Source organism: Alkalibacterium sp. AK22 (assembly GCF_000585255.1).
Taxonomy (GTDB): domain Bacteria; phylum Bacillota; class Bacilli; order Lactobacillales; family Carnobacteriaceae_A; genus Alkalibacterium.
The window spans coordinates 1-24,566 of record NZ_JANL01000025.1; the positions used below are offsets into that span (position 1 = coordinate 1).

The 24,566-nt window shown below is 45.2% G+C and carries 21 protein-coding genes, 6 tRNA genes and 2 pseudogenes; 10 read left to right on the forward strand and 19 right to left on the reverse strand.

The annotated features are described in order from the left end of the window. The first annotated feature begins 252 nt into the window (after positions 1–252). Positions 253–957, forward strand: coding sequence for a zinc metallopeptidase (locus tag ADIAL_RS05430; protein ID WP_155849183.1), 705 nt, complete (start codon positions 253–255; stop codon positions 955–957). 69 nt (positions 958–1,026) lie between these two features. Here the strand turns inward: ADIAL_RS05430 and ADIAL_RS05435 are convergent, their stop codons facing one another. The 6 genes from ADIAL_RS05435 to ADIAL_RS05460 form a co-directional block, all read right to left on the reverse strand. Continuing rightward, positions 1,027–2,328 carry a M20 family metallo-hydrolase gene (locus ADIAL_RS05435; RefSeq protein WP_034301021.1) on the reverse strand — a complete coding sequence of 434 codons (1,302 nt, stop codon included), beginning with the start codon at positions 2,326–2,328 and terminating at the stop codon, positions 1,027–1,029. A 487-nt stretch (positions 2,329–2,815) separates the two neighbouring features. Further along, positions 2,816–3,301 (reverse strand): S-ribosylhomocysteine lyase, encoded by a 486-nt coding sequence (locus ADIAL_RS05440; protein WP_034301023.1) that lies wholly within the window; start codon positions 3,299–3,301, stop codon positions 2,816–2,818. A 2-nt stretch (positions 3,302–3,303) separates the two neighbouring features. Then, the gene (locus ADIAL_RS05445; RefSeq protein ID WP_034301026.1) at positions 3,304–3,966 is read right to left on the reverse strand and encodes a class I SAM-dependent methyltransferase; all 663 of its coding nucleotides are present in this window, start codon (positions 3,964–3,966) and stop codon (positions 3,304–3,306) included. 31 nt (positions 3,967–3,997) lie between these two features. Further along, positions 3,998–4,504, reverse strand: a complete 507-nt coding sequence (gene epsC / locus ADIAL_RS05450) for a serine O-acetyltransferase EpsC (protein WP_034301029.1) — start codon at positions 4,502–4,504, stop codon at positions 3,998–4,000. A gap of 26 nt (positions 4,505–4,530) precedes the next feature. Continuing rightward, a complete protein-coding gene (locus ADIAL_RS05455; RefSeq protein ID WP_034301031.1) occupies positions 4,531–5,670 on the reverse strand; it encodes a bifunctional cystathionine gamma-lyase/homocysteine desulfhydrase in 1,140 nt (379 codons plus the stop codon). Between the two features lie 24 nt (positions 5,671–5,694). Then, the gene (locus ADIAL_RS05460) at positions 5,695–6,615 is read right to left on the reverse strand and encodes a PLP-dependent cysteine synthase family protein (RefSeq protein WP_034301034.1); all 921 of its coding nucleotides are present in this window, start codon (positions 6,613–6,615) and stop codon (positions 5,695–5,697) included. A 494-nt stretch (positions 6,616–7,109) separates the two neighbouring features. On the opposite strand from ADIAL_RS05460, the gene ADIAL_RS05465 reads away from it, so the two are divergent. Next, a complete protein-coding gene (locus tag ADIAL_RS05465; protein ID WP_034301037.1) occupies positions 7,110–7,592 on the forward strand; it encodes a DUF456 domain-containing protein in 483 nt (160 codons plus the stop codon). Between the two features lie 142 nt (positions 7,593–7,734). Here the strand turns inward: ADIAL_RS05465 and ADIAL_RS05470 are convergent, their stop codons facing one another. The 10 genes from ADIAL_RS05470 to ADIAL_RS05515 all read right to left on the reverse strand — a co-directional run bounded on the left by ADIAL_RS05470 (position 7,735) and on the right by ADIAL_RS05515 (position 14,154). After that, the gene (locus ADIAL_RS05470) at positions 7,735–9,015 is read right to left on the reverse strand and encodes a D-alanyl-D-alanine carboxypeptidase family protein (protein ID WP_051503743.1); all 1,281 of its coding nucleotides are present in this window, start codon (positions 9,013–9,015) and stop codon (positions 7,735–7,737) included. Positions 9,016–9,232: 217 nt separating this feature from the next. Further along, positions 9,233–9,964, reverse strand: coding sequence for a DUF975 family protein (locus ADIAL_RS05475; protein ID WP_051503744.1), 732 nt, complete (start codon positions 9,962–9,964; stop codon positions 9,233–9,235). A 71-nt stretch (positions 9,965–10,035) separates the two neighbouring features. Continuing rightward, positions 10,036–11,388, reverse strand: coding sequence for a phosphoglucosamine mutase (gene glmM, locus ADIAL_RS05480; protein ID WP_034301040.1), 1,353 nt, complete (start codon positions 11,386–11,388; stop codon positions 10,036–10,038). Positions 11,389–11,413: 25 nt separating this feature from the next. Next, positions 11,414–12,406, reverse strand: a complete 993-nt coding sequence (locus ADIAL_RS05485) for a CdaR family protein (RefSeq protein ID WP_034301042.1) — start codon at positions 12,404–12,406, stop codon at positions 11,414–11,416. Beyond that, entirely contained in the window at positions 12,403–13,263 is an 861-nt protein-coding gene (gene cdaA, locus ADIAL_RS05490) for a diadenylate cyclase CdaA (protein WP_034301044.1), read from the reverse strand. Before cdaA ends, ADIAL_RS05485 begins: the two co-directional genes overlap by 4 nt. A gap of 183 nt (positions 13,264–13,446) precedes the next feature. Then, a tRNA-Gln gene (locus ADIAL_RS05495) sits at positions 13,447–13,518 on the reverse strand. A 10-nt stretch (positions 13,519–13,528) separates the two neighbouring features. Then, positions 13,529–13,609 (reverse strand) — tRNA-Tyr (locus tag ADIAL_RS05500). A 21-nt stretch (positions 13,610–13,630) separates the two neighbouring features. Next, positions 13,631–13,703: transfer RNA gene (locus ADIAL_RS05505), tRNA-Thr, on the reverse strand. A 27-nt stretch (positions 13,704–13,730) separates the two neighbouring features. Beyond that, positions 13,731–13,802: transfer RNA gene (locus tag ADIAL_RS05510), tRNA-Glu, on the reverse strand. A gap of 76 nt (positions 13,803–13,878) precedes the next feature. Then, positions 13,879–14,154 (reverse strand): GNAT family N-acetyltransferase, encoded by a 276-nt coding sequence (locus ADIAL_RS05515; RefSeq protein WP_034301047.1) that lies wholly within the window; start codon positions 14,152–14,154, stop codon positions 13,879–13,881. A 196-nt stretch (positions 14,155–14,350) separates the two neighbouring features. Here ADIAL_RS05515 and ADIAL_RS05520 point away from each other — a divergent pair, with 196 nt between their 5' ends. The 8 genes and pseudogenes from ADIAL_RS05520 (at position 14,351) to ADIAL_RS05555 (ending at position 20,658) form a co-directional block, all read left to right on the forward strand. Beyond that, complete coding sequence (locus ADIAL_RS05520) at positions 14,351–14,881, forward strand: DUF2975 domain-containing protein (protein ID WP_034301050.1); 531 nt, start codon at positions 14,351–14,353, stop codon at positions 14,879–14,881. 15 nt (positions 14,882–14,896) lie between these two features. Next, positions 14,897–15,070: pseudogene (locus tag ADIAL_RS11600) on the forward strand (helix-turn-helix domain-containing protein); the annotation flags it as partial. A 113-nt stretch (positions 15,071–15,183) separates the two neighbouring features. Further along, the gene (locus ADIAL_RS05530; protein WP_034301052.1) at positions 15,184–16,398 is read left to right on the forward strand and encodes an iron-containing alcohol dehydrogenase; all 1,215 of its coding nucleotides are present in this window, start codon (positions 15,184–15,186) and stop codon (positions 16,396–16,398) included. A gap of 17 nt (positions 16,399–16,415) precedes the next feature. Then, positions 16,416–17,783, forward strand: a complete 1,368-nt coding sequence (locus ADIAL_RS05535; protein ID WP_034301055.1) for an aldehyde dehydrogenase — start codon at positions 16,416–16,418, stop codon at positions 17,781–17,783. 44 nt (positions 17,784–17,827) lie between these two features. Then, the gene (locus ADIAL_RS05540; protein ID WP_034301058.1) at positions 17,828–18,511 is read left to right on the forward strand and encodes a DNA alkylation repair protein; all 684 of its coding nucleotides are present in this window, start codon (positions 17,828–17,830) and stop codon (positions 18,509–18,511) included. A 9-nt stretch (positions 18,512–18,520) separates the two neighbouring features. Continuing rightward, positions 18,521–18,940 (forward strand): GNAT family N-acetyltransferase, encoded by a 420-nt coding sequence (locus ADIAL_RS05545; protein WP_034301060.1) that lies wholly within the window; start codon positions 18,521–18,523, stop codon positions 18,938–18,940. A 220-nt stretch (positions 18,941–19,160) separates the two neighbouring features. Beyond that, positions 19,161–19,996: pseudogene (locus tag ADIAL_RS05550) on the forward strand (Cof-type HAD-IIB family hydrolase). 128 nt (positions 19,997–20,124) lie between these two features. Then, the gene (locus ADIAL_RS05555; protein ID WP_034301062.1) at positions 20,125–20,658 is read left to right on the forward strand and encodes a DUF2975 domain-containing protein; all 534 of its coding nucleotides are present in this window, start codon (positions 20,125–20,127) and stop codon (positions 20,656–20,658) included. A gap of 66 nt (positions 20,659–20,724) precedes the next feature. Here the strand turns inward: ADIAL_RS05555 and ADIAL_RS05560 are convergent, their stop codons facing one another. The 3 genes from ADIAL_RS05560 to ADIAL_RS05570 all read right to left on the reverse strand — a co-directional run bounded on the left by ADIAL_RS05560 (position 20,725) and on the right by ADIAL_RS05570 (position 24,454). Further along, positions 20,725–24,012, reverse strand: a complete 3,288-nt coding sequence (locus tag ADIAL_RS05560) for an endo-1,4-beta-xylanase (protein WP_051503745.1) — start codon at positions 24,010–24,012, stop codon at positions 20,725–20,727. A 271-nt stretch (positions 24,013–24,283) separates the two neighbouring features. After that, positions 24,284–24,356 (reverse strand) — tRNA-Thr (locus tag ADIAL_RS05565). Between the two features lie 25 nt (positions 24,357–24,381). Continuing rightward, positions 24,382–24,454 (reverse strand) — tRNA-Asn (locus tag ADIAL_RS05570). Between the last annotated feature and the right edge of the window lie 112 nt (positions 24,455–24,566).

The window sequence follows — 24,566 nt, forward strand, 5'->3', positions numbered from 1 at the left end:
CTCATTTCGTTGTGTTAGTCTATTCTTGTGTTGCACTTCTTCTTTCTACTGGCTCAGGCTGCTTAGCTTCAAAGATACTGACAACATAATAAAAGCAACAAAGAGGATAAGCGCTCTGTGACTCTCTCTATTCACAAATTCCTCATACATATTTTACTAGGGGCGCTATATTAACAGACTGTGGATATGGTATAATAAGAACAGAAACTGCCTGATTTAAAGAACAGGCAAATACAGAGGAGGGTATATTATATGCCTATTTTTCCATTTTACTGGGATCCGACTTTGATCTTGATTATTATTGGGATGATTATTTCCGGCTTCGCCAGCATGTACGTCCAATCCACATACAGCAGATACAGTAATGTAAAAAGCAAAGGAGGCTACACCGCGTCAGATGTCTGCCGTCAAATTCTGAATGCCTCCCAGCTCCAGAATGTTAGGCTGGAAGGGATTAGAGGTAATCTTACGGATCACTATAATTCACAAGACAATGTTCTGCGCCTGTCTGATACGACCCGTAACTCGACTTCAGTTGCTGCCATTGGCGTAGCTGCTCACGAAGCGGGTCACGCTATGCAGGACCGTGACAATTATGGACCTCTCCGCTTGCGTTCAGCGCTTGTCCCGGTGACAAACTTCGGCCAAACAGCAGCCTTTCCGATTCTCTTTCTCGGTATTTTTATGGGCTATCAGGAAACGCTTATCAATATCGGCATCCTGATGTTCTCGTTGACTTTGCTTTTTCAGCTGATTACTCTGCCAGTGGAATTCGATGCATCCAAGCGTGCAATCCGTGTGCTTGAAGAGCAGCACTTGCTCACACAGGAAGAACTGCCTCAGGCTAAGAAAGTACTCAATGCAGCCGCTTTGACTTATATTGCGGCAGTGATTGCTTCCTTCCTAAGTGTACTCCGTCTCTTCCTCATTTTCGGCGGAGGTCGACGACGTAGATAAAACACCATCAAAAAAAGACTCAGCCTAATTTTTGAGCTGAGTCTTTTTTTGATGGTCTCTGCGTTCAGCTCATTTATTCTGCGCTGTTTCCAGGTAGTGTTTTAGTACATGCGCTGCCTGAACACAATCGTTCAAAGCCGACCATTCTGACGGATTATGGCTGATTCCCTCTTTACTTCTGACAAACAGCATGGCGGACGGCAGATGATGACCAATGATCATTGCATCGTGCCCTGCCCCACTTGGCAGAAAGTAAGGTGTTAACCCTACCTCAATGACTGCCTTTTTCATATCAGCCTGTAGAGTCTCGCTTACAGGAACTGGTGCAACACTGTGGACTTTCCGACAGTCTACCGATACTTCAGCTGACGCACTGATATGGCTAGCAGTTGCGATGATTTCATCGATTAGCTGCTCTCTCGGCCCCTCATGAATATCTCTGATATCCACATAAAGGGTGACTTCTCCGGGAATGACATTCGTCCCATTTGGCTTAACTTCTATATTACCGACGGTTGCTACAGCAGAAGAGCTGAATTTATGCGGCAAATGAGTAATTTTATGAATCAGACGGCTGGCAGCTACTAAAGCATCCTGACGATCAGTCATGGGGGTGTTTCCAGCATGACCCGCCACTCCGTTATACGTCACCTTCAGCCAACAGGGTCCTGCAATCCCGGTGACAATCCCGCAAGGTAAGTCTTCTTTTTCAAGACGTTTCCCTTGTTCGATGTGGACTTCTACAAACGATTCAATCTCTTCTAGTGGTCGTTTAGCTTCCATAAAAGTCTGCGCTGAAAGCCCAACATCGCCCAGAACCTCTTCAAAAGGACGTCCGTCATAATCAGTCCTTTTTTTGAGTGCCTCAATATCACTGTCTCCCATCATCGCTTCACTGCCCGTTAGTCCACCATTGAAACGTGAGCCTTCTTCGTCCGAAAAAACCACGACTTCATATGGCTTGCGCGGTACATAGCCGGTTTCCTGCCATGACTGTGCAACCTCCAAAGCAGTCAGGACACCTAAAGTCCCGTCAAAATGCCCCCCGTCCGGCACTGTATCGACGTGAGATCCGCTCATCAGAACCGGTGCATTCTTATCTCTTCCTTTCAGGCGTCCAATCAGATTTCCCGCTCCATCTTGCCTGACCATTAGTCCTGCTTCTTTCATCCAGCCGGCAACCAGATTCTTTGCTTCTCTCTCTTCAGACGAAAAGCCGGGCCGACGGGAACCATTATTAGCGGTCAGGCCGATTTCTGACAGTTTCCCTAGCCGACTAGCCAGCCGTTCGCCGGATATTCCCTCTCTAGACCATCTAGTATCGTAATCTGCTAGCAACTGCTTTTTCAGGTCAAACGTTTTTGTTTCCATTGCTTTCACTCCCCCTGTAATTGAATCAATTATAGCATATGCTGCTATGGTTGAATGACCCAATCCCACGGGTGGATTCAATTGAGTCTGAAACCGACAGCATAACCTTTCACTTATTCCTTCATTACTTTTTCTTATGGAGGCTGTTGATAGACCTTAACCGATAGACATTTTATAACCGAATATTTAAAGTTTATCCACTTTTCAACAGTTTTATACACATCTCATTGTCTGTCCACGATAAACTAGGCTGTTTTACTTGTTTACTCACAGGAATATGTATATACACAAATTTATCCACCGAATATGCAGTTTATCCACAGTTAGAATCAAACTTACACAAGCAAGTTACACGAACAGCTACTTATGCACATGTGGATGACTCGCTGGCGCCCGTTTTTCACACAAAAATCCATAAGCCAATCCCCTTCTCAGGTGGATGCTTATGGATTTTGAGCTGAATCAAGTAGGATATTTTTAGTTCTAGTTACTGCACGCCGGCTTCCTCAGCAAAAATGGTTGTCCATTCATCACGTTGAGAAAGGAATCGTTCCGCTACTTCTTTGGCGCCTTCCAGAGTGTGACTTGCTGCCCATCCGCACTGCTTCTCATTGCTTGCAGGTACTTCGTCTGCTTCCAGGATATCTTCCATCGTTTTCTCGATGACGTCAAGAATTTCCTCATAGTTATCGTGGTTTATAACCGTCAGATAAAAGCCAGTCTGGCAGCCCATCGGTCCGAAATCAACGACATAGTCAGCATGGTTACGGATGTGCTCAGCCGTCAAGTGCTCTAGTGAGTGGACAGCCATCATATCCATATGTTCTTTGTTGGGCTGCGAGAAACGCAGGTCATATTTTACAATCAGATCACCGTTTTCACCTGTTTTGCGGTCTGCTACCCGTACATAAGGTGCTTTGACTTTTGTATGATCCAGGTTGAAGCTTTCAACGTTCATTTTTTTATCAGCCATATTCATTCTCCTTTATCTGTTCTTTTTACTGTACCTTCAAAAATCCAAACAAAGGCATTCATCTGCTTGAAGCCAATGTCTTCAAACCCAGCTTCGGACAGGGCACTGTAAACTGTTGAGAGGAGCGGATAGTATTCTCTTTTCAAATCCTCTACAAGATTATCATAACGCAAATCTTGAGCTTCCTCAATGATACTTTCTCTAGCCTCTGGGGTGATAAAAAGAGTATCAGCAAAAACCACTTTTCCACCTGGTTCTAGCAGTTCTGCATAAGACTTCAGTACCTCAGTCTTTTCATCATCCGTCAGATGATGAAAGACATAAGAGCTAACGATGGTATCTACCGCAAAAGGCGGCTTCGGATAATTCTGCATGTCTCCATCCACAATCACTACCTCTTTTGGCAGCTTGGTCAATGCCAGCTGTCTCATCTCCTCTGACGGCTCCACTGCCCATACCTTGCGGCCTGCTTGGATCAGTTTATGAGTCAGATTACCTGTTCCAATGCCAAATTCAATCGTTTGCTGTCCCGTCCGGGAAACAACTTCTTCCAGGATACGGTCATAGCCTCTGAATACTTCCCGGTACTGGTCGTCTTCACCTTCTACAAAGGAATCATACTGCTCAGCCCAGCCGCTGAACACTTCCAAAAATTCTCTTCCCATCACTGACTCCTTTCCTGCCGGCTGAACCGGCTTACCTGACTATCCTGGCAGGAATGCCGACCGCTGTCGCTCCTTCGGGGATATCTCTTAATACGACTGCCCCGGCTCCAATCTTGGCTCCGGCTCCAATTCTTACATTACCAATCACCTGGGCATGAGCGGATAACAGTACCCCGTCTTCAACTGTGGGGTGACGCTTACCTGTTTCGTCTCCCCGTCCTCCTAATGTAACCCCGTGAAAGATGATGACATCATCACCCACAACTGCCGTCTCGCCAATCACCGTTCCCATCCCGTGATCGATAAAAAGTCGCCGGCCGATTGCCGCAGCCGGATGAATTTCGATTCCCGTCAGCCAGCGGGCAAACATTGACAGCATGCGTGCCAGCAGTTTCAGCTCCGCAACATGCAGAGCATGGGCCAGACGGTGATACGCGACCGCCCAGACCCCAGGATAAGTCAATAGAATCTCCAGCGTCGTTCGGGCAGAAGGATCGTTTTTCTTGTAGGTATCTAAAAACTCTCTAAGTGCCTGCATAGCGTCTCCTTCAATTATGACTTGGATCAGATTTGATCAAAAGCCTGTTTCAGGTCATCAATCAAGTCTTCACTATCTTCAATACCGACAGACAGACGGATCAACTCATCTTTAATCCCCGCTTTTTCTCGGTCTTCCGGCGATACGGCTCCATGAGTCATCAGAGCTGGGATTTCGATTAGGCTTTCCACAGCCCCCAGACTTTCAGCCAGCGTAATCAGCGACAAGCTCTCTACAAAAACCGCAGCAGGTAAGCCTTCCTTCAGTTCAAAGGAAATCATTCCTCCAAAGCCACTGGTCTGCTTCTTCGCTGTCTCGTGTCCCGGATGAGAAGGGAGTCCCGGATAATAGATTTTATCCACTTTTTCATGTCCTTGCAAAAAGGCAACGATGGTCTTCGCGTTCGCTTCATGCGCTTCCATGCGGATCCCCAGGGTTTTGATGCCCCGCTGCACAATCCAGCTGTCCTGAGGCCCCAGTATGCCACCGATTGCATTTTGCAGAAAACCGAGCTCGTCTGCCAGCTCATCCTTGTTGGTTGTTACCAGACCGGCTACGACATCACTGTGTCCACCCAGATACTTGGACGCACTGTGCAGGACGATGTCCGCTCCCAGTTCAAGCGGGCGCTGATTATAAGGTGTCGCAAAGGTGTTGTCCACAATAGTGATCAGTTCATGTTTCTTCACGATATCCGCTACAGCCTGAATATCCGTCACTTTAAGCAGTGGATTTGTCGGTGTTTCCAGAAAAATGGCTTTAGTGTTGTCCTGAATCGCTTCTTCAATCGTTGACAGGTCTGTGGTGTCTACAATCGTGAAAGTCAGTCCCAGGCGTTTCAGGATTTTGTTGATTAACCGGTAAGTCCCACCGTAAACGTCATCTCCAACAATAATATGATCTCCTTTGGAAAAAAGCGAGAAAATCGTATGGGTCCCCGCTGCTCCGGAACCAAAGGCAAAGCCTCTAACGCCGCCCTCCATGTCTGCAATCAGCTTCTCCAAAGCCAGGCGCGTCGGATTACCCGTACGTGAATACTCAAATCCTTTGTGGACACCTACTTTTTCCTGCTTGTAAGTTGTTGTTTGATGGATCGGTACATTCACTGATCCCGTTGCTTCGTCGTGACTGATCCCACCATGTATGAAGGTTGTTTTCATTCTCATTTTATCTTCTCCCTATTGATTAATTTATCTTTCTTTATATATATCCTGTGACAAATAGCGTTCGCTTCCGTCCGGAAAGACCGTCACGATCAGACTACCCGGCGGCAATTGCTGTGCTTCCTTGACCGCTGCAGCAAAAGCTGCCCCGCTGGAACTGCCCACAAATAGTCCATTGCGTCTGGCCAGTTCCCTCGTGTAGTAAAAAGCTTCCTGGTCCGTGATTGTATGCACGGCATCATAAGACTGATCGGACATGAATTCTGGTATGCTCTCCATGCCAATCCCCTCTGTATCGTGGGGACCCGGCGGCCCGCCAGCTATGATTGAGCCTTCAGGTTCAACCACGACTGTTCTGACTTCAGGCCATTTTTCCTTTAAATAGCGGGACACCCCTGAAAACGTCCCACCACTGCCGGCGCCCGCTACAAAAGCCGTGATTTGCTCTCCATCTAAATCCTTAACAATTTCTGGACCGAGTGTCTCGTAATAGGTCTGGGGATTGAGGGGATTCTCAAATTGCAGCGGTAGGTAAGTATGCTCACTGCTTGCCGACAAAGCTTTCGCTTTTTGAACAGCACCCTTGATTCCTTCAGCTGTCGGGGTGTTAACCACTTCTGCTCCCAGAACGCGCATCAACATCTGCTTTTCCTGGCTGAATTTTTCAGGAACAACGAATATCATTTTCAGACCATATTTAAGTGCTGCCATGCCAATACCTATTCCTGTATTGCCTGCAGTGGGTTCGATGATGGTTGTATCTTTGTTGATTGTTCCCTCCAAAAAGCCGGTTTCAATCAGCTTGACTCCCAGACGATCCTTGATGCTACCTCCCGGGTTGAACATTTCTAGCTTGGCCACTATACGCGTTCCTTCAGGCAATGCGTATCCGCTGATCTGCATCAGCGGAGTCTTGCCAATCAGATCGTTGACCGATTGTATAATCATGTGTGCCTCCTTTCCAGATGCAAAAAAACGCACAAGGATCTCTCCTCATGCGCTCAGTTTAAATTATTCTAGGGCACTTCTCTCTTGAACTGCCGTTTTATACAGAGGCAGCCATAAAGCAAGTAAAATCAGGCATCCAGAACATTTATGAGAGCATGAGAAATAAACTGTACGTTTGTACAGCAACAAGCCATATGCTTCTCGTTAAATGTTTTAACCACGATGTCTGAACCCCTTTTTAGTAAAATCGAATTACATTGATATTAGCATTAGTTTGAAGGCATGTCAATTACTAGAGCCAAATAAAAACACTAAAAGTAAGTAGTCCTGTAGTCTCCACCTATATGCTTCACTATCGTCTTATCAGCGCTATGAATAGGGAAAATAGTACAGTAGCGAACAGTCTTCCTTTATCCTGAGACCACAATTTTGTAAATCCATCAGCTAATCACGTATACTGACGTTATAAAGTTTAAAGACAAAGGAGTATGTAAATGGATTTTATCCTCTGGATCATTGTCATCAGTTTTTTTGTTCTCAGTTTTGTGGGACTCGTTTTCCCGGTCTTGCCATCGGTTCTGTCTGTGTGGGGAGGTTTTCTGGTTTATCACTTTTTCCTTGATTCCAGCCAGCTGACCCTCGTTTTCTGGGTATCCATGGTCATATTGACCGCCTTACTCATACTAGCTGATCTCTTTACGGGTGCACTGGCTGTTAAGCGTTTTGGAGGCAGTAAAATAGGTGAACGAGCTGCAACAGTAGCCGTCATCTTAGGAACTTTTGTTTATCCGCCTTTCGGCATTTTACTTCTGCCCTTTATTACTGTGCTGACGATTGAGTACTGGCAGCAGGACACTTTTTCTCAGGCACTTAGAGCTGCTGTTGGAACATTGATTGGTTTTCTCAGCGGTCGAGTGGCAGAAGCCATGATTCAGCTAGTCATGATTGGCTGGTTCTTTTTCTCAGTCTGGCTCTGATATCGTCTCGTTCCACGCAGGCCTTATCCAATACGACTGTAGGAATAAGATAGGCGCCCCCTTATACAATAGGGAACGCCTGTCTTTTTTATATAGATGCTGTGAACAGCCGTTTGAGGTTATACTGATCGTATTGTCAGTCTTAGTCAACTTGATTATCGTTGTCCTGTTCAAGCTGACTTGGAACAGCATTCAGCAGGTTTTCAAGCTGAAATCCACCGCTACCCAGTTCTCCTTCATAAGCCTCCAGAACATCAATATCGTTAAAGTGCCACCACTCTGAAGGAATAGGAATCATATCAGCCTCGAACATGTAGCTTTCCAGTCTGATTGCTTCTTCATTGACATAATCATGGTAAGGAATGTCCTGCCAGCCGGTTCGATTCCGGGCTGCAATTGGACGAATCAGCATGGCTGAAGCTGTACTCAGTTCAAAAATTGGAGAGTACATTTCGTAGACCGTATAGTCGATTATATGAGGAACAATGTATTGGTCAATGACCTTTTCGTCCCGTTCATTCACTCGGGCCAGTGTCAAGTCAACCGCCAGTCCCCGCTGATGATTAGATACACCAGTATTAATGAACCAGTTCATGCTCCAGGGCTCTTCTGTAAGCCCTTCTCTGACTTCATCATTTTCCTCAGCCAGCGCAGTCAGTTTTTCATTGACCAGAACTTGCGCCGAAAACGGGCGGAAAGTTTCCATGACAACCAGCGTTTCGTCGTTTTCCATAGCTGCCTGCTGCGCTTGTGCTATTTTCATTGCTGTGCTGTATATGATCGGCATGATAAATTCATCTCTGCCCAGTCGTTCATTGTAACCAAAGCCTTCGTACAGTTTCTCGCCCGTGATGCCCGGGATATCCATGAATGATGATCGGAAGATTGAGGCATAATTATTGGGATTGTCGTAAATAATGGAAGGAACCACGTCTGGAAGATTAATTAGGGCTAGACGGTTATTGATCCAGCCCTGCTGGTTTTCAGTCTGTATATGCCACCAATCTCCCTGTTCTTCTCGCACCATGAAGGGCGTCCCAGCATCAAGCACGTCCTTTTCTGGAACATCCTTTGTCGGTGAGCCGTGCAGCCCCGTTTCTACAGACGTGTAGCCCCCAGCCCCGACAACCGGAAGCTCAAAGGCACTCTCTTCAAACATTACTGGCTGCTCTTCTAACACACTCGAGTCATCACTCTCAGCTGAGTCTTCTTCATCGTCTAAATCTTCTGGGACATCGTCATCTTCCAGGGTTTCCGAGTCTTCCTCATCACTGGTTTCTGCCGGCTCCTCTGTATCTGTCTGAGCTGAATCTGACTGCTCGAACACACTGTCTCTGCCACTGAACAGAAAGACTGCGAGCCCAATCAGCAAAACAGCTCCGAGCAGGATAGCCATATACTTACTGCTTTGTTTTTTATTCATCGTTGTCTCCTTTTATGTAATACTCTGAAAATCGTAACCCTTACGTTTTGACTATACCTTACCGTTCCTACTTGTGCAATATCTGTCGGCAAGCTTTCCTATTTTCTGAGGCACTTGCCAATGAGGGAGGAACAGGCTCTTCAGGCAGTGTTTGAACCTGCTCCATGCGTGCAGTCTGATAAAAGACTGTTTTGAAAAAGTAGGCCTATTTTTCTAGTCAAAAATCAGCAAAATCTTCAGCTTCCTCAGATGCAGTGCTCTCATCAGGCTCCCCATAACCTTCCGCCAGATCCGCATAAAATACTGCTTCAGCCATATTCAGATACGGACGGACGTAAAGCGATGCTAGCCCCAGGGTCATGGCCTCTAGCAGATACCAGCCGATAAAGGACAAGTGCAGAAAAAGCAGACGGGCCTTATGTCCCCGCATGAGGTCCTTGCTCTCTGCCAAGCATTCCAGAGCTATTGAATAATACCTGGGATCATCAGCCTCCTCCAGACGGTCCTTGTAAATGTAAAAAGCCTGGGAATAGGCATAACTCATGATAATTCCCGGGATAACTAGCAGCAGACTCCACAGAGTCACGAACAGGACCATCAGCAGCTGAATCAGAAATATCGGCAAAAAATACTTATTTGAAAATACCTGAAGCGCATCCTGAACCGGCCTGATTTTATAGGACTGAGACCGGATCAGATCAAGTAGGCTGTAGGAAATACCAATCGTGATGAACGTGACCAGAAAGGTCACCAGCAGGCTTTCCTCATTTTGAGTTCCTGCCAGCCGAGAAAAGGAGAGAATATTGAAGCCGTATACACCACCGGCTGCAAATGTACTCAGTAAAATCGGAATAAGGTGAAGCTGAATGATTTCCGGCCATCTGCCAGCCAGTTCTTCTCTTGCCCGCGCTCTAATTTGATAAGGTGTCATAACCTGTCTTGTCTCCATGTGCATCCTCCTTATACCAAAAACTGCAGATGCCTAAGCTGATCTGCAGTTTTAATCTCATTGATTCAATTTTACTGAACTCCTAGTTCGTCTCTGACGACTTTGGCAATGCGCTCAACATATTCATTGACTTCTGCTTCGGAAGCCGCTTCAGCCATGACTCTCAATAGAGACTCCGTTCCGCTCGGACGTACTAGCACACGGCCATTGTCTCCCATTTCCTCTTCCACTTCGCTGATCACAGTGCTGATAGCTGGATTGGACATGACGTTGTACTTGTCGGTGACCGGAATATTTACGAGTTTTTGCGGATAAGTCGTGACTTCTTCAGCCAGTTCCGACAGCTTTTTGCCGGTCTGCTTCATCACGTTCAGCAGCTGGACCCCTGTCAGCAGTCCGTCCCCAGTCGTATGATGATCCAGGAAAATCACATGCCCGGACTGTTCGCCCCCAAGGTTATAACCGCTCTTGACCATTTCTTCCATCACGTAGCGGTCTCCAACCTGAGTTTTCACAGACTTAAGATCATGCGTCTCCAGAGCTTTGTAAAAGCCAATATTGCTCATAACGGTTGATACGATTGTATTCTGCTTCAGCCGTCCTTCGTCAAATAGGAATTTACCACAGATATACATGATTTTATCTCCATCAACAATATTACCCAGTTCATCGACAGCAATCAGACGGTCCCCGTCTCCATCAAAAGCCAAGCCAACATCCGCACCCTTTTCTTTGACGAACTCTACTAGGTGCTCAGGGTGTGTACTTCCGACTCCTTCATTAATGTTCAGGCCATTCGGAGACGTCCCCGTTACATCGAAGTCCGTATCCAGATCAGCAAACAGTCGATTCAATAGAGGACTGGAGGCCCCATTAGCTCCATCCAGTGCTACCTGGATACCCGACAGATCCCCAGAAATCGTCTGAGTCAGGAATTGCGTATATTTTAAAATACCTTCCTTGTACTCTTCAGCTGTTCCCATGCCATCAGCACTTGGACGGGGTAAGTCGTCTTCGTTACGGTCCAGAAGATCTTCAATCTCCTTTTCCTGTTCATCTGACAGTTTGAAGCCGTCTGAACCGAAAAACTTAATCCCGTTGTCCTGTACAGGGTTGTGAGAAGCTGATATCATAATACCCGCCGTTGCATTCTGTTGACGGGTCAGATAAGACACTCCAGGAGTCGTAATGACTCCTAATCTCAGAACTTCAACGCCTACTGACAACAGCCCTGCAATCAAGGAGTACTCCAGCATCTTTCCTGAAATACGTGTATCTTTTCCGACCAGAACGCGTGGACGAGTTGCCTCCGTGTGCTGTGACAGCACATAGCCACCAAATCGTCCCAGTTTAAATGCTAGTTCTGGCGTTAATTCCTTATTTGCTATTCCTCTGACGCCATCTGTTCCAAAATATTTTCCCATTAGTCCAAAACTCCTTATTTTCTAGTTAGTCTTCTTCGCTATCATCTGTGGGTGACACTCTGATCAGTACATCGATTTCTTCCGGACTCGTTTCGGTAACACCGTCCGGCAAGCTGATGGGGATGGTTCGGATCGTTGATTCAGTAATACCTGTCACATCAACATCAACAGCAAAATCTGTCATCTCTTCCAGTACGGTTGATTCCCCTGTCAACCGAACACTTTCAGTTTCTCCTTGAGCAAATTCCAGTGAGTAATCATAGTCTGCATGCGGACTGCCCGTTTCATTCAGATTCATCGGCAATTCACGCTGCGTGCCCTGTACAGGAATCAGGATATCGATCTGTTGGGGTGAGATATTCACATTTAGCGGATCCCCCGTTTCATCCAGAACCAGGACATTCAGTGTCATCTCAATATCTTCGGTGATGTCTCCACCTTCCGGCATGACAACCACCATCACATCGCTAATTTCATCAATAGTCGATGCCGCACCTGAAATAACCACCGATTCATCTGACAGTACAGCCGGTTCTGCCGTATAGCCGTCAGCGAGGTGCACCGACTCATTAAACTCTACTCTCACATTACGCTCTTCCACTCGTTTTTCTTCTATTTCAAGTGTCAGCTCGTTAGGCATGATACTGTAGTTCAGCTGGCTGCTCAGTCCTTCCGGTACAAGTCTGACCGTATGCCTTCCTGTACCCAGTTCATTCAGATTCGGTGTCGCAATTGTAAAGTTCTGCGTTGCTAGCGTCTGAGTCAATACAGCTTGTGGCCCTTCCAGACGAAGCGTAGCTGTCTCAGGGATGCCCGCCACAAAGTACCGATCCCGGTCGATATTGATGTCAATCGGCATATTGGTCACAACTTCCGAACTGGTAATGCTAGCCCCGTCAGTGGGACTGGTCGAGCGGATGCGTGACTGGTTTTCCAAAGCTACAAATGAAAATAAGGTAACGGATAAAATTAGGGCTACAAGTTTAGTAATCCAAGGATTATCTATATTCAATTTCACTTGCCGGACACTCCTTTCCGGACCGCATCAACTATTTGTTGAAGCGCCCCCTGTGTCTCTTTTTCCTTCTCGGATTCAACCAGCTCTTTACTGAGATACTTAATCACTTCATCATTGGTCATGTCATTGATCAGGTTTCCTCTTCTGGAAATACTGACTTCACCTGTCTCTTCTGAAACAATGATGGTAATGGCATCCGATACTTCCGAGAGTCCAATGGCAGCCCGATGCCGGGTGCCTAGTTTTTTCGGTATAGCAGGACTTTCCGACAGAGGTAGATAACTCGCTGCCGTCGCAATCGTGTAATCCTTGATAATCACCGCTCCATCGTGCAAAGGAGTGTTAGGTATGAATATATTGATCAGCAGCTCCGATGTCAAATCGGCATTGAGCGGAATCCCTGTAGCAATGTACTCTTCCAGACCTGTTTCCATCTCAATTGAAATGAGTGCACCGATCCGTCGCTTACCCATATACTGTATGGCATGAGCCAGATTGTCCACGATCACTTCACTCGGATTCGAGCGCCGCTTCCGTCCGAACAAAGAACCTCTTCCCAAATGCTCCAGCCCCCTTCTCAACTCCGGCTGGAAAATAATGATCAGAGCCAGAGCGGACCACTGGATCACAAAGTCGACCACAAACTCTGTCGTATGCAGCTGGAACATAAAACTGAATACTTTCAGTAAAAGAATCACACCAATACCCTTGAGCAGCTCAACTGCACGGGTCCCTTTAGTGATTTTGATCAGCTGATACATGAAGAAAGCAACAATCACTATATCAATGATATTCAATGCTGTCCGCCAGGCAATCAAGGTCGTCCAGTCAAATTCTCTAAAAAACTCAAACGGCATTCTGCCACCTCCAAAATCTACACATACACGGTGTAAGTATACCATATATCATTTGACCGTCCGCAAACTAATTGTGATTAAATTATAAATTCTAACAGTCTTCTTAACTAAATAATCTCAATTTGTCGTTGTACAGCAAAAAAATAAACTGTACAGCCTCGGCTGTACAGTTTATTTGTATGACTGGGCTACTAGGATTCGAACCTAGGAATGGCGAGACCAAAACCCGCTGCCTTACCACTTGGCTATAGCCCAATAATACTAATGGAGGGAGTAGGATTCGAACCTACGAACCCGAAGGAGCGGATTTACAGTCCGCCGCGTTTAGCCACTTCGCTATCCCTCCGTTATATAAAAGAGCAAACAATGCTGGCTAAAGGAGTTTAACCCTCGACCCACTGATTACGCTTCAGTTGCTCTACCAACTGAGCTAAGCCGGCATGTCTCACACTTTTAAAAAGTGTCAATGACCCCTACGGGATTCGAACCCGTGTTACCGCCGTGAAAGGGCGGTGTCTTAACCGCTTGACCAAGGGGCCTGGCATCTTGTGGTTTTTAAGCACAAGATATATATTACAAGATAACTAAAAAACTGTCAATACCTTTTTTTATTTTTTAGTCAAAAGCCTGAACATGCTCATATTTGTCCGGTTTGCGTTCAAAAAGCTTGACGACGTAAGGGCAGACCGGACGGATTTTTTTCTGGACAGCCTGCATTTCCTCAACGACCTGATCAACCAGTTTTTCTGCTACACCCTGTCCTCTCAGAGAAGGATCGACAAAGGTATGGTCCACCGCTACGGTATCTCCTTCAGGGACCCAGGTGATTTCTGCCAGCAGCTTGCCGTCTTCTTCCTTATAGAACCGGTTATTTCCTTTATCAAACTCCATTCTGCACACCCTTTCCATTCTTTGACCTGATTGTACCATAAAGCCGTAATGAGTTATACGCAGTTGCCTTTGAAAAAAAGTACGGCATACTAGAGCCCAAACTCATTAGGTTATTATCGTTTAACATTAAATATTTGTTGTTAGATATAAATTTTACTGACATGATAAGCTTAATACATAAAAGGAGTGTTATGCCATGAAACTTCAATGCTTTAAGCGTGTCTGCTATGTTACATCGCTTCTTCTAAACGGTCTTGCCTTTCTAATGACGGCTTTGCTAGTAATCGGACTTTTCCTCTCTTTATTTTCAGAATCTGGGACTTTTATTTACGAACCGCAAGGAATATTTCTGATTCATTTGCAAAACCGCAGTATAGATGCGTTGGTTTTTGAAACCGCAGGTTCGATTGTCGCTCCTTTTCATCATTTAATGTTTATCTATATATTCTGGCAAGGAGGCAATTTGTTTGCACGTCTATATGAGGGTGACCGCCCTTTTTCTGTTTGGTTTACCCGCCCTCTTAAGCACATTAGTTATTTGCTGATTTTTTCAACTATTTTATTCCCCATTTTTTACTCAATTGCTGTCAGTGTAATACAGGTGAATGGCTACTTTTTCACTATGTATTTCAACAGCGAGTTGATTATTGGACTGGTCCTGTATGCTGTATCCGAAGTATTTCACTACGGAATCGAGCTGCAGCGCTTGTCAGACGAGACTGTTTAATAGGAGGAGAAATTGATGCCGATTGTCGTCAGACTGGACCGGGTAATGGCCGACAGGAAAATATTACTGAAAGACCTAGCCGAGGAGGTCGGGATCTCCAACGTTAATTTATCCAAGCTTAAAACAGGAAAAGCCGCTGCGATTCGTTTTTCTACCCTGGAAGCAATCTGCAAGGCGCTTGACTGTCAGGCCATACATCTATTAATAGACACTCTCCTACTCTTCTCGATTGAACTTTTGTCCGCCATCCTATACATTAAAGGTAGGACGATACGCACATTAAATCTAAGGGAGGTCAGCGTATGAATGCTGTTTTTTCTCGTCTCTACCAAAAATCCTTATACGGCGCTTCATTTTTAATGAAATGGAAAGAACCGGAACTGCTTTACGGGCCAGATGCTCTTTTGGGTCTTGCCGATTTTCTTTATACTCACAACTACAAGCGGGTGCTTTTAGTCACTGATGCGGGGATCATTAAGGCCGGGCTGTTGCACAGGTTAAATAATAGCCTTGGTGCTGCATCCATTGACTATGCTGTTTTTCAGGATGTAACCACCAACCCGACTGTCCAGAGTATCGAGGAACTCGCTATAGCCTTTAAAGACTTCAACGCCGATGTTATGGTTGCTGTTGGAGGCGGTTCAGTTATCGACGCTGCCAAAGCTGCAGGAATTATCATTGGTAAACCAGAGAAACCCCTTAAAGCTTTTAAAGGTCTGCTCAAAGTCAGACATTCGCTGCCGCCCCTGATTGCCGTACCGACTACAGCGGGTACGGGGAGCGAGGCCACTGTGGCTGCTGTTGTATCAGATCCTGAACACAAGGAAAAATTTACTATTTTGGATCCCACGCTGATTCCCGATTGTGCGATCCTCGATCCGCGTTTACTTACCAACCTTCCCAAAGAACTAACAGCCGAGACTGGCATGGATGCTTTGACCCATCTGGTTGAAGCCTATATCGGAAAAAGTAATACGAAAGAAACTCGGCAGCTATGCCAAGAAGCCTTGCAGCTTATAAGCTCCAACTTGCTGCGCTCTTATTTTGATGGAGAAGATATAGAGGCACGGGCTAATATGCTCCAGGCGTCATACAAGGCTGGCCGGGCCTTTACCCGGGCTTATGTCGGCAATGTGCATGCTCTTTCCCATGCTCTGACCGCCTACTACAGCTTGCCACACGGGCAGACCAATGCCCTCCTGCTGCCTGACGTTCTGGCTTATTATGGTCCAGCTGTCTACCGTTCGCTTGCAGAACTTTCAGATGTCTTAGCTCTGACTGAAGCCGAGTCTCCTGACAGCATCAAAGCTGAAGCCTTTATTTCCTGGATCCGCACCCTGAACAGCCGACTTGGCCTCCCGCCATCAATTACCAGCATCCAGTCTGCTGATATTCCTAAACTGGCCCGACATGCAGCAAAAGAAGCCAATCCGCTCTATCCCGTTCCCGTCATTTTTTCGCAGCAGGACTTTGCCGACCTGTTACTTTCCCAAACCACCCAGCCCTTAAGCACATAAAGAAAGGAAAATGATTGATGTCCATCCATACTATAGCCAAAGATCAGAAGAACTATTTTTACCAAGGGGATACGCTCTCCATTGAATTTAGAAAAAAACAACTCCGGAAGCTGAAGCAACTGCTGGCAGACAATCAGGATCAGATTATTGAAGCCATCCACAAAGACTTCAGCAAAGCTCCTTTTGAAATTTATGTCAGCGAGCTGCTGGTTGTGTATGACGAAATCAACTATATGCTGAAGAACATGAAAAAACTGGCCCGGCCTGAAAAAGTAAAAACACCCTTGTTGCATTTCTATTCAAAAAGCAGGCTGCTTAAGGATCCGCTGGGATCCGTGCTCATTATTTCTCCATGGAACTACCCCCTGTCCCTGGCTTTGACTCCTCTAGTCGGTGCCCTGGCAGCCGGTAACTGTGTGGTCCTGAAGCCCTCTGAGATCAGCTCTCATACCTCTGCTTTGATGAACAAGCTTCTTTCCGGAACCTTTCCGAAAGAATATGTGTCAGTCTGTGAAGGAGACGCTGAAACGACCCAGACACTCCTAAAACAGGGATTTGATCACTGCTTCTTTACAGGCAGTACAGAAGTAGGCAGAAAAATCATGCAGGCTGCTGGCAAGACCCTGACACCAGTCACACTGGAACTAGGCGGCAAGAGTCCTTGCATCGTGACCGAAGATGCTGATTTGGTCAAAGCTGCCTGCCGGATCGTCTGGGGGAAATTTGTCAATGCAGGTCAGACTTGTATTGCCCCTGATTTTGTTCTTGTTCATGAATCAGTCAAGAACCGCCTGATTTTGCTAATTCAGGAAGTGATCAAGCGCTTCTACGGTGAGGGGCCTATCGATAATCCTGATTATTCAGGCATCATTACTGAAAAACACTTTGACCGTCTACTCGATCTGATCGAGGAAGAACGTGTGATCCACGGCGGTAGCTACGAACGAAACAGCCTGAAAATCACGCCCACACTTATCGATGAGCCGGACTGGGCCAGCCCTATCATGCAAGAAGAAATTTTCGGACCGCTGCTTCCAATCAAAAGTTATGAGTCGATTGTTGATGTCGTGCATACTTTACAAGATAAGCCAAAGCCCCTTGCCCTCTATCTCTTTACCGAGTCTGAAGTTTACAAGGAATTTGTTATGGAGTCTCTTTCCTTCGGCGGCGGCTGCATCAATGACACCATCATTCACTTTGCCAATGCCAATCTTCCCTTCGGCGGAGTCGGAGAAAGCGGCACCGGCAGTTATCACGGCAAGTACAGTTTTGATACCTTTACCCACAAAAAAGGAATCATTGAAAAAACGACACTATTCGATCTACCTTTAAGATATCCACCATATGACAACAATACACTGAAATGGCTGAAGAAAATGGTCTAAGCGTGCTTAATTCTGATTTGAAGCTCAAGGGAGTGGTGAATTGAATGACACTGCTTATCGAAACATTGCTGAAGAGTCTCCAGCCTGCCTCAGATCCTGAACGTGCTAGACAGATGTCGGCATATATGCGGGACCAGTTTGACTTTCTGGGCATCCAGGCAGCCCTGAGGCGGGAAATAACGGCTCCTTTCATCCGTACACTTAAACAATCGCCTGGTATAAACTGGGACTTTCTGACCCAGCTTTTTGATCAGCCTTACCGGGAGTGTCAGTATATTGGCTGCGACTACCTAAATGCCGTAAAAGATAGACTGGCTCCAAGCGACCTGGCTGCTGTCCGCCAGCTGGTGATAACCAAATCCTGGTGGGACACCGTCGACAGTCTGGACAAAGTCATCGGTCATCTCACTTTAGCTTATCCCAAGCTGAACGTGGTGATGCTCGAGTGGAGCCGGGATCAGAATATCTGGCTCAGACGGATCGCCATTAATCATCAGCGAAACCGAAAGGATAAAATGGACACTGTTCTTCTGGAAGCTATTATTTTAGCGAATCTGGATGATAAAGAATTTTTTATCAATAAAGCCATCGGCTGGATCCTGCGAGATTACAGCAAGACCAATCCCCAGTGGGTCGAACAGTTTTTACAAAAGTATGAGCCCAGGCTCCACCCGCTCAGTATCAGAGAAGCCAGTAAGTATTTAGTTAAATACAGTAAAGGAGTTTGATTATTTTTAATGTATACTTTTGCTTATGAAGAAAACGGACCGGTTACAGTCTCTGAACTGACCGACCTTTACAAAAGCGTCAGCTGGTCTGCCTACTATGAAGACCGGGACATCATGCAGCGACTGCTTGTAGGCTCCTTATACTATCTAACAGTCAGATATGACGGTCAGCTGATTGGCCTGATCCGGACAGTCGGAGACGGCTGCTATATTCTTTATATTCAAGACATCCTGGTCCATCCAGACTGGCACAGAAGGGGTATAGGCACAACACTAATCAGACAAACGCTTGAAACCTTCAAGGATATGAAACAGATTATCCTGACAACTGATCAAACAGATAAGACCCGCTCCTTTTATGAGTCTGTCGGTTTTGTTGAAATGAGTGAAGCACAGGCCGTATCTTTCATTAAACTGTCCAGTCACTAAAAAAGCAGCTCACCTCTCATCGACTTTATACCTCTGACAACTTTCATCAGTGACCTGTATACTGAAATAAAGATGGATTGTAACTAGCTTGACTAGGCAAAACCTGAACGGCAAGAAGTGCTGACCCTGTTCAGCTTCTTTGCTGTTCAGGTTTTTTCGATAACGGACAAGCCTGGTTTCTCGCTTGAAGATAACCATAAAAACACCGGAGGTATACACTATGCATACCCACTATATATTTCTAGATGTAGATGGAACCCTTGTAACTTATGAAAATCAACTGCCCCTACTGCAGTAAGAGTAATCAAGCAAGCACAAGCTAATGGTCACAAAGTTTATACCGTCACTGGACGCAGCAAAGCCGAAATGTATCCAAACATTCGAGATATCGGATGTGATGGTTATATTGGAGGCAATGGAAGCTATATTGAAAGTCAAAGAAAAATCATTTTCGAACAGACACTGTCTCTGGCTGACTGCACAAGACTTGTTGACTGGCTGCAAAGTCAGTCGATTGCATTTTATCTTGAAAGTAACAACGGTCTCTATGCAAGCAAAATATTTGAAGAAGGCGCACGCTTGGCAATAAACATCTATGCTGCCCGAAAGACCTCTTCACCGATAGAAACAGTCACTGCCCGCGATGCTTTTCCTAACATGAAGTTCGGTTACTCGCTTTATAGAGAACAAGTCAATAAAATCAGTTTTTTACTTAAAGAATACAATGATATTTTACGTGCCGAAACGGCCTTTCCCGAGTTTAAATTCGAGACTTGGGGAGGAGCAGGTGAAACAGCTTTGTTCGGAGACATTACCCTCAAAATTAGTGACAAGCAGACAGGTATTACCTTACTCCTTGAATACCTGGGGGCAAGCCAGAACCTGACTATTGTATTTGGAGATGCAATAGTTGATCTTCCTATGTTCGCATGCTGTCACATCAACGTAGCCATGGGTAAGGGTGGTCCAGAAATCAAGCAGGCAGCTGATTACGTTACTGATTCAGTTGAAGAAGATGGTCTTCATAATGCCTTTAAATTTCTAAAACTGATCTAACTTTTTATCCACAACGGGCCAAAACAGAATACTTATCAGACTTATCTCCATAATATGTGCCCCCTCAGCTTGTGGTTTCGCTTCCACATCAGGTATACTCTGTATATTCAGTTAAGGAGGATGACCCGATGAAAATCAATACCTATCGTGTGCTGTACCGAGGTCTGGAATATCTGTTCAAAATGGCTGCACTTTTACTGTCTGCTGTGATTACTGGAATCATCATTATTACCTTTTTCACTGAAAATACATCGATTATATATACGCAGTCTGGCTATACAGTCTGGTTAAACCAGACTGGAGTGATTGATCCGGCACACATAGCTCAGGCAGCTATGATTACTGCTGTTTTTTCAGTAGCACTCTTTATACATATCCTCTGGAAAGCAGCTCACCTCTTTAAAGTACTTCGTGATGGACAGTCTCCTTTCTCAACTATATTTGTATCCCAGCTGAGATATATTGCCTACACCCTTTTTGCTGCAAACTTTGCCATATCTGCTGTCTATTCATTGGCTCTAAGCACACTTGCTGACCGTGCTTATCATCTTGAACTGTCATTCGGCAGCTCTTTTCTTATTGGCCTGGTTTTGATCATTACTACCAAAGTGTTTGCTTATGGAATGGCCCTTCAAGCCCCGCTAGAAGAAGCGGTTGACTAAAAAAACTGTGCATGTGTATTCATAACTTAAATCCCCCGTCAGCTGACGGGGGATTTTACATTCTATTTATCTTTTTCCTTTTCTTCGCAGAGCATGCAGGGCAGCCCCCGTAATTGTTCCGGTGAGACCAATCAAGCCCACAGTCCATACTGCTGTAGCTGTTTCTGGTAAACTTTCGCCTGGTTCCTGATTTGCGGAAAGTCTACTGCCTGTAGTCCCTTCTTCACTCACCTTGTCTTTTTGGTCATTTCTGTACAAACGGCCTGTTCCTGATTTGACTGTCTGCTCTGACTTTTCAGTTTCTGTCTCAGTAGTTTCTGTCATGTCTTCTGTATTAATTGCATCTCCTGTTTCTTCTAGCTCTGCATTGGAATCTTCAATTCCAACTGCTTCCTCTTCTTCACTTGACTCTTGTAGCTCATCAGGATCGGTTGAGTCAGCATTTTCCCACTCAGCTAGTCTTTCTTCAAGCTGAGCTAGTCTTTCCTCAATCTGAGTCAATCTTTCATCAGTTTCACCCACCTCTTCCCTTAAAGTGTCCAGTAAACTTTGCAGCTCAAGCAGTTCAGCTCTAAGCTCCTTTAATGAGATGTCGTTGTCAGCTACTGTGTCTTCCAGTACAGCTATTCTTTCTTCCAAAAGAGCCGTCTGTTCTTCCGTAGAGCTGATCAACGTCAGTTGACCAAAGACAGAAGGATCCTGCCAGCCGCCACCTGTGTAATCGTTCCAAGCTGCAACTCCATGACGTGCACCATTTCTAGCATCATTTATTTGAATATCGAATCCAATGGTATTCCTAACTTCTGGCGTCATGTTTTTCCATGGTATAGCCATTTCAACAATATAGCCTGAACCTGTCAATCGTGTAGCAGATTCAACCCCCTCACTATATCGAGTAGGATTGAACGATGCTTCGTTTGCATAATTTACCCGGTACTGACCGACACCGTCAATGTAACTTGTTGTGTCGGTGTTTGTTTCGTTGATAAATACTTCAACGGAATCTTGCTCGTGCGCCTCGTTAGCTGATTTATCCAAGTTGCCGTCAGTCACTTCAAACAGAACATAAAGGTTGTTTTCATCCCACAACACTCTTCCTGTTCCTGAAGCAGCTATTTCATGAGCCTGCTGCATGCGATTCATATTCAGTACAGGTGCCTGCTCCCACACACTGTCAATGTCTGCATTAATTTCAGGTGTACCATATACTGCATAGGCCTGGTTTGCAGCTGACTCCTGTAGTGGATGATTTTCCAGAAAACCATCTGGATCAATCACTGCATAATAAGCTGGTTTTGCACGCAGGTCTCCATCGAAAATTAGTGGGTAGCGTTCAGAACGCCAGCTGCTTGCATCGTCCAGTCCCCAGAAAGTTACTCTGTCAATTGCATGCGAATGCTCACGAAAAATCTGGAATAATCTTGCATAAATTTGTGCTTGTCTCAGCATTTCAGCTTCTAAATTAGCTGCACTCACTCCTTCGTTTAAGGTGACGTCCAGTTCTGTGATACCTATTTCAATATCCAGCTGTTCAAAGCGTTCAATAGACTGCTTGACATTTTCCGGGTTGATATTAATATTGTAGTGTCCTTGCATACCTAAACCAGAAATCAATTTACGCTCATCGTCAGGATATTCAGTCGCATACTGCTCATTGATTTCCTTTACCATATAGTACATCGTACGAGCCTTGCCTTGCACATGATCATTATAGTCGTTGTAATACAGCACCATATCATGCCAGCCGTTCTCGTCAGCTACTTGTCGGGCGTACAAAAATGCCTCATAAATATAATCATCTCCGATAGCGCGCAACCATCCCGTGTTACGCAGATTATTCCGCCATTCCTGAGGGTTCTCCCATCCACCGGCCAGGGCTTCATTCACGACATCCCAACTTCTAATTTCTCCAAAATTTTCCATCACCGTTCGAATGTGAGTCCGCATATTTTCCAATGCCGCTTCTCTAGGCAAAGAGTCCCCATTTTCCGTGTGATGCCAGTCGGGAGACTGTGAATGCCAGACAAGGACATGTCCATGAAGATCCAAATTCTCTTCATGCACCCGATTAATCAAAGCGTTGATACCTGAAAAATTGAACGCTCGATCATCATACACGCTCTCAGGTTTCATCGCATTTTCAGCGGTAACTAAATCATGGTGGTGAGTAAGTAAATCAACTCTTGGACTTTCTACATCTGTTGAGGAAACAATATTCCCTATGGTAAAGTGATCTGCATAAATATCCTTAATGGGAGTCAAATCCAGCTGAACATCTATTGGATCCGATTCTACTGCTTCAAAGTTGACATCATCAATATAAAATGCCAAATCAGCATTACTGGATTCCACATAAATGGACACAAAGCCGTCAGCTAATGATGTATAACGGTGCTCCCCCCTAATTTCCACCCATCCATCATCAGCATTCAATGTGACACTTGAAATATTCCCATATGTTGGAGAGGTTTCTCCAACTTGAGTAGACAAGGTTATGGTTTGCGATGCCTGCTCGTCAACCTTTACCCATGCCGATATCTCATAAGTGTCTCCTGAAACAACATACGGAGTAACTTCTAATTCGGGTCCGTGCCAGTTGTCTGATCGATTAGATACACGTAAGCTATACTCTCCACCCTCTGTGTAGTTGGCTTCATTAGTAATATTCAGGTCTTCACTTCCGCTTCTGCCTTCAAAACCACTTGCTTCCTGGTTTTCAAAATCAATCATTGTAAAAACTTCAGCATTGCTCTCTTCAGGTATATCCGCCTGCAGTTCTGTGGTCACCATGACATCAGTAATCGCAAATTGTATCTCAGCCCCAGCGGAATTGGTTTTTATCCGAAAAGCCCTATCATCAGATAAGTCTGCAGTATAAGCTGCCTCAAGCTCGAATGCTCCATGAACAGCATCGGGGTTGCTCAACCAAGTATATCCGTCTACTGTTTCGATATTAATTGTTGCTCCCTCTAAGATATCTTCTTCTGTCTCTATATATCCAGCTACGTATATAGAATAATTTTGGTCCTCTTCAATAGACAGCTGGTCAAAGAGTATATCGATCCCATCATAATCGTTCGTTCTATTCCTGACCCAGACCCCACTTTCGCTTTTACCCTCAATTTCAATACCATCAAACCACTCTAGCTCGGCATCACCGCTTGGGATCAGTACGCCGTCACTAGTCGTTAGATCCTCTGTAAAATCATTATGGTAAATAACTCTTTCAGTCGTTTCACTGGATAGTTCAGTTGGTCCCTGTGCTAGCGTGATCGAAGATGAGGCTACAATAGGTGCCAGAATCAAAGTGCTAAGCAATCCATTTATTCGTTTAAACTGTGTTCCTTTATTCATCTATTTCCTCCTTAGTCATTGAACGTTTCACAACTGAGTGTCCATTGGGTAATAAGACAGAGACATAAGGCAACAAATACAAGCTGACCCCCCTTTGTATATAATCCAGATAAAAGTTATCTGTATCTATCTTACTTTTAAAATGAAGCGTTTACAATAGTTAATTTGTTTAATTAACAAATTAACTATTTATTTCTTTTATTTAGACTTTAGTTTAGCCTGTTCGTATTAAACACAAAAAAGACACCAGACATGTCTGGTGTCTTATCAAAGCCACTTGCCGGGATTGAACCGGCGACCTCATCCTTACCATGGATGCGCTCTACCTACTGAGCTAAAGCGGCATATGATTTCTATCAGTTATAATAACTCCGCAAGCAGGGCTCGAACCTGCGACAACACGATTAACAGTCGTGCGCTCTACCAACTGAGCTATTGCGGAAAAATAAAAATTTAATGCATATAAAAAAAGAGCTGCACGGCAACGTCCTGCTTTCACAAAGGGAAACCCTTCACTATCCTCGGCGCTGGGAAGCTTAACGGCTGTGTTCGGA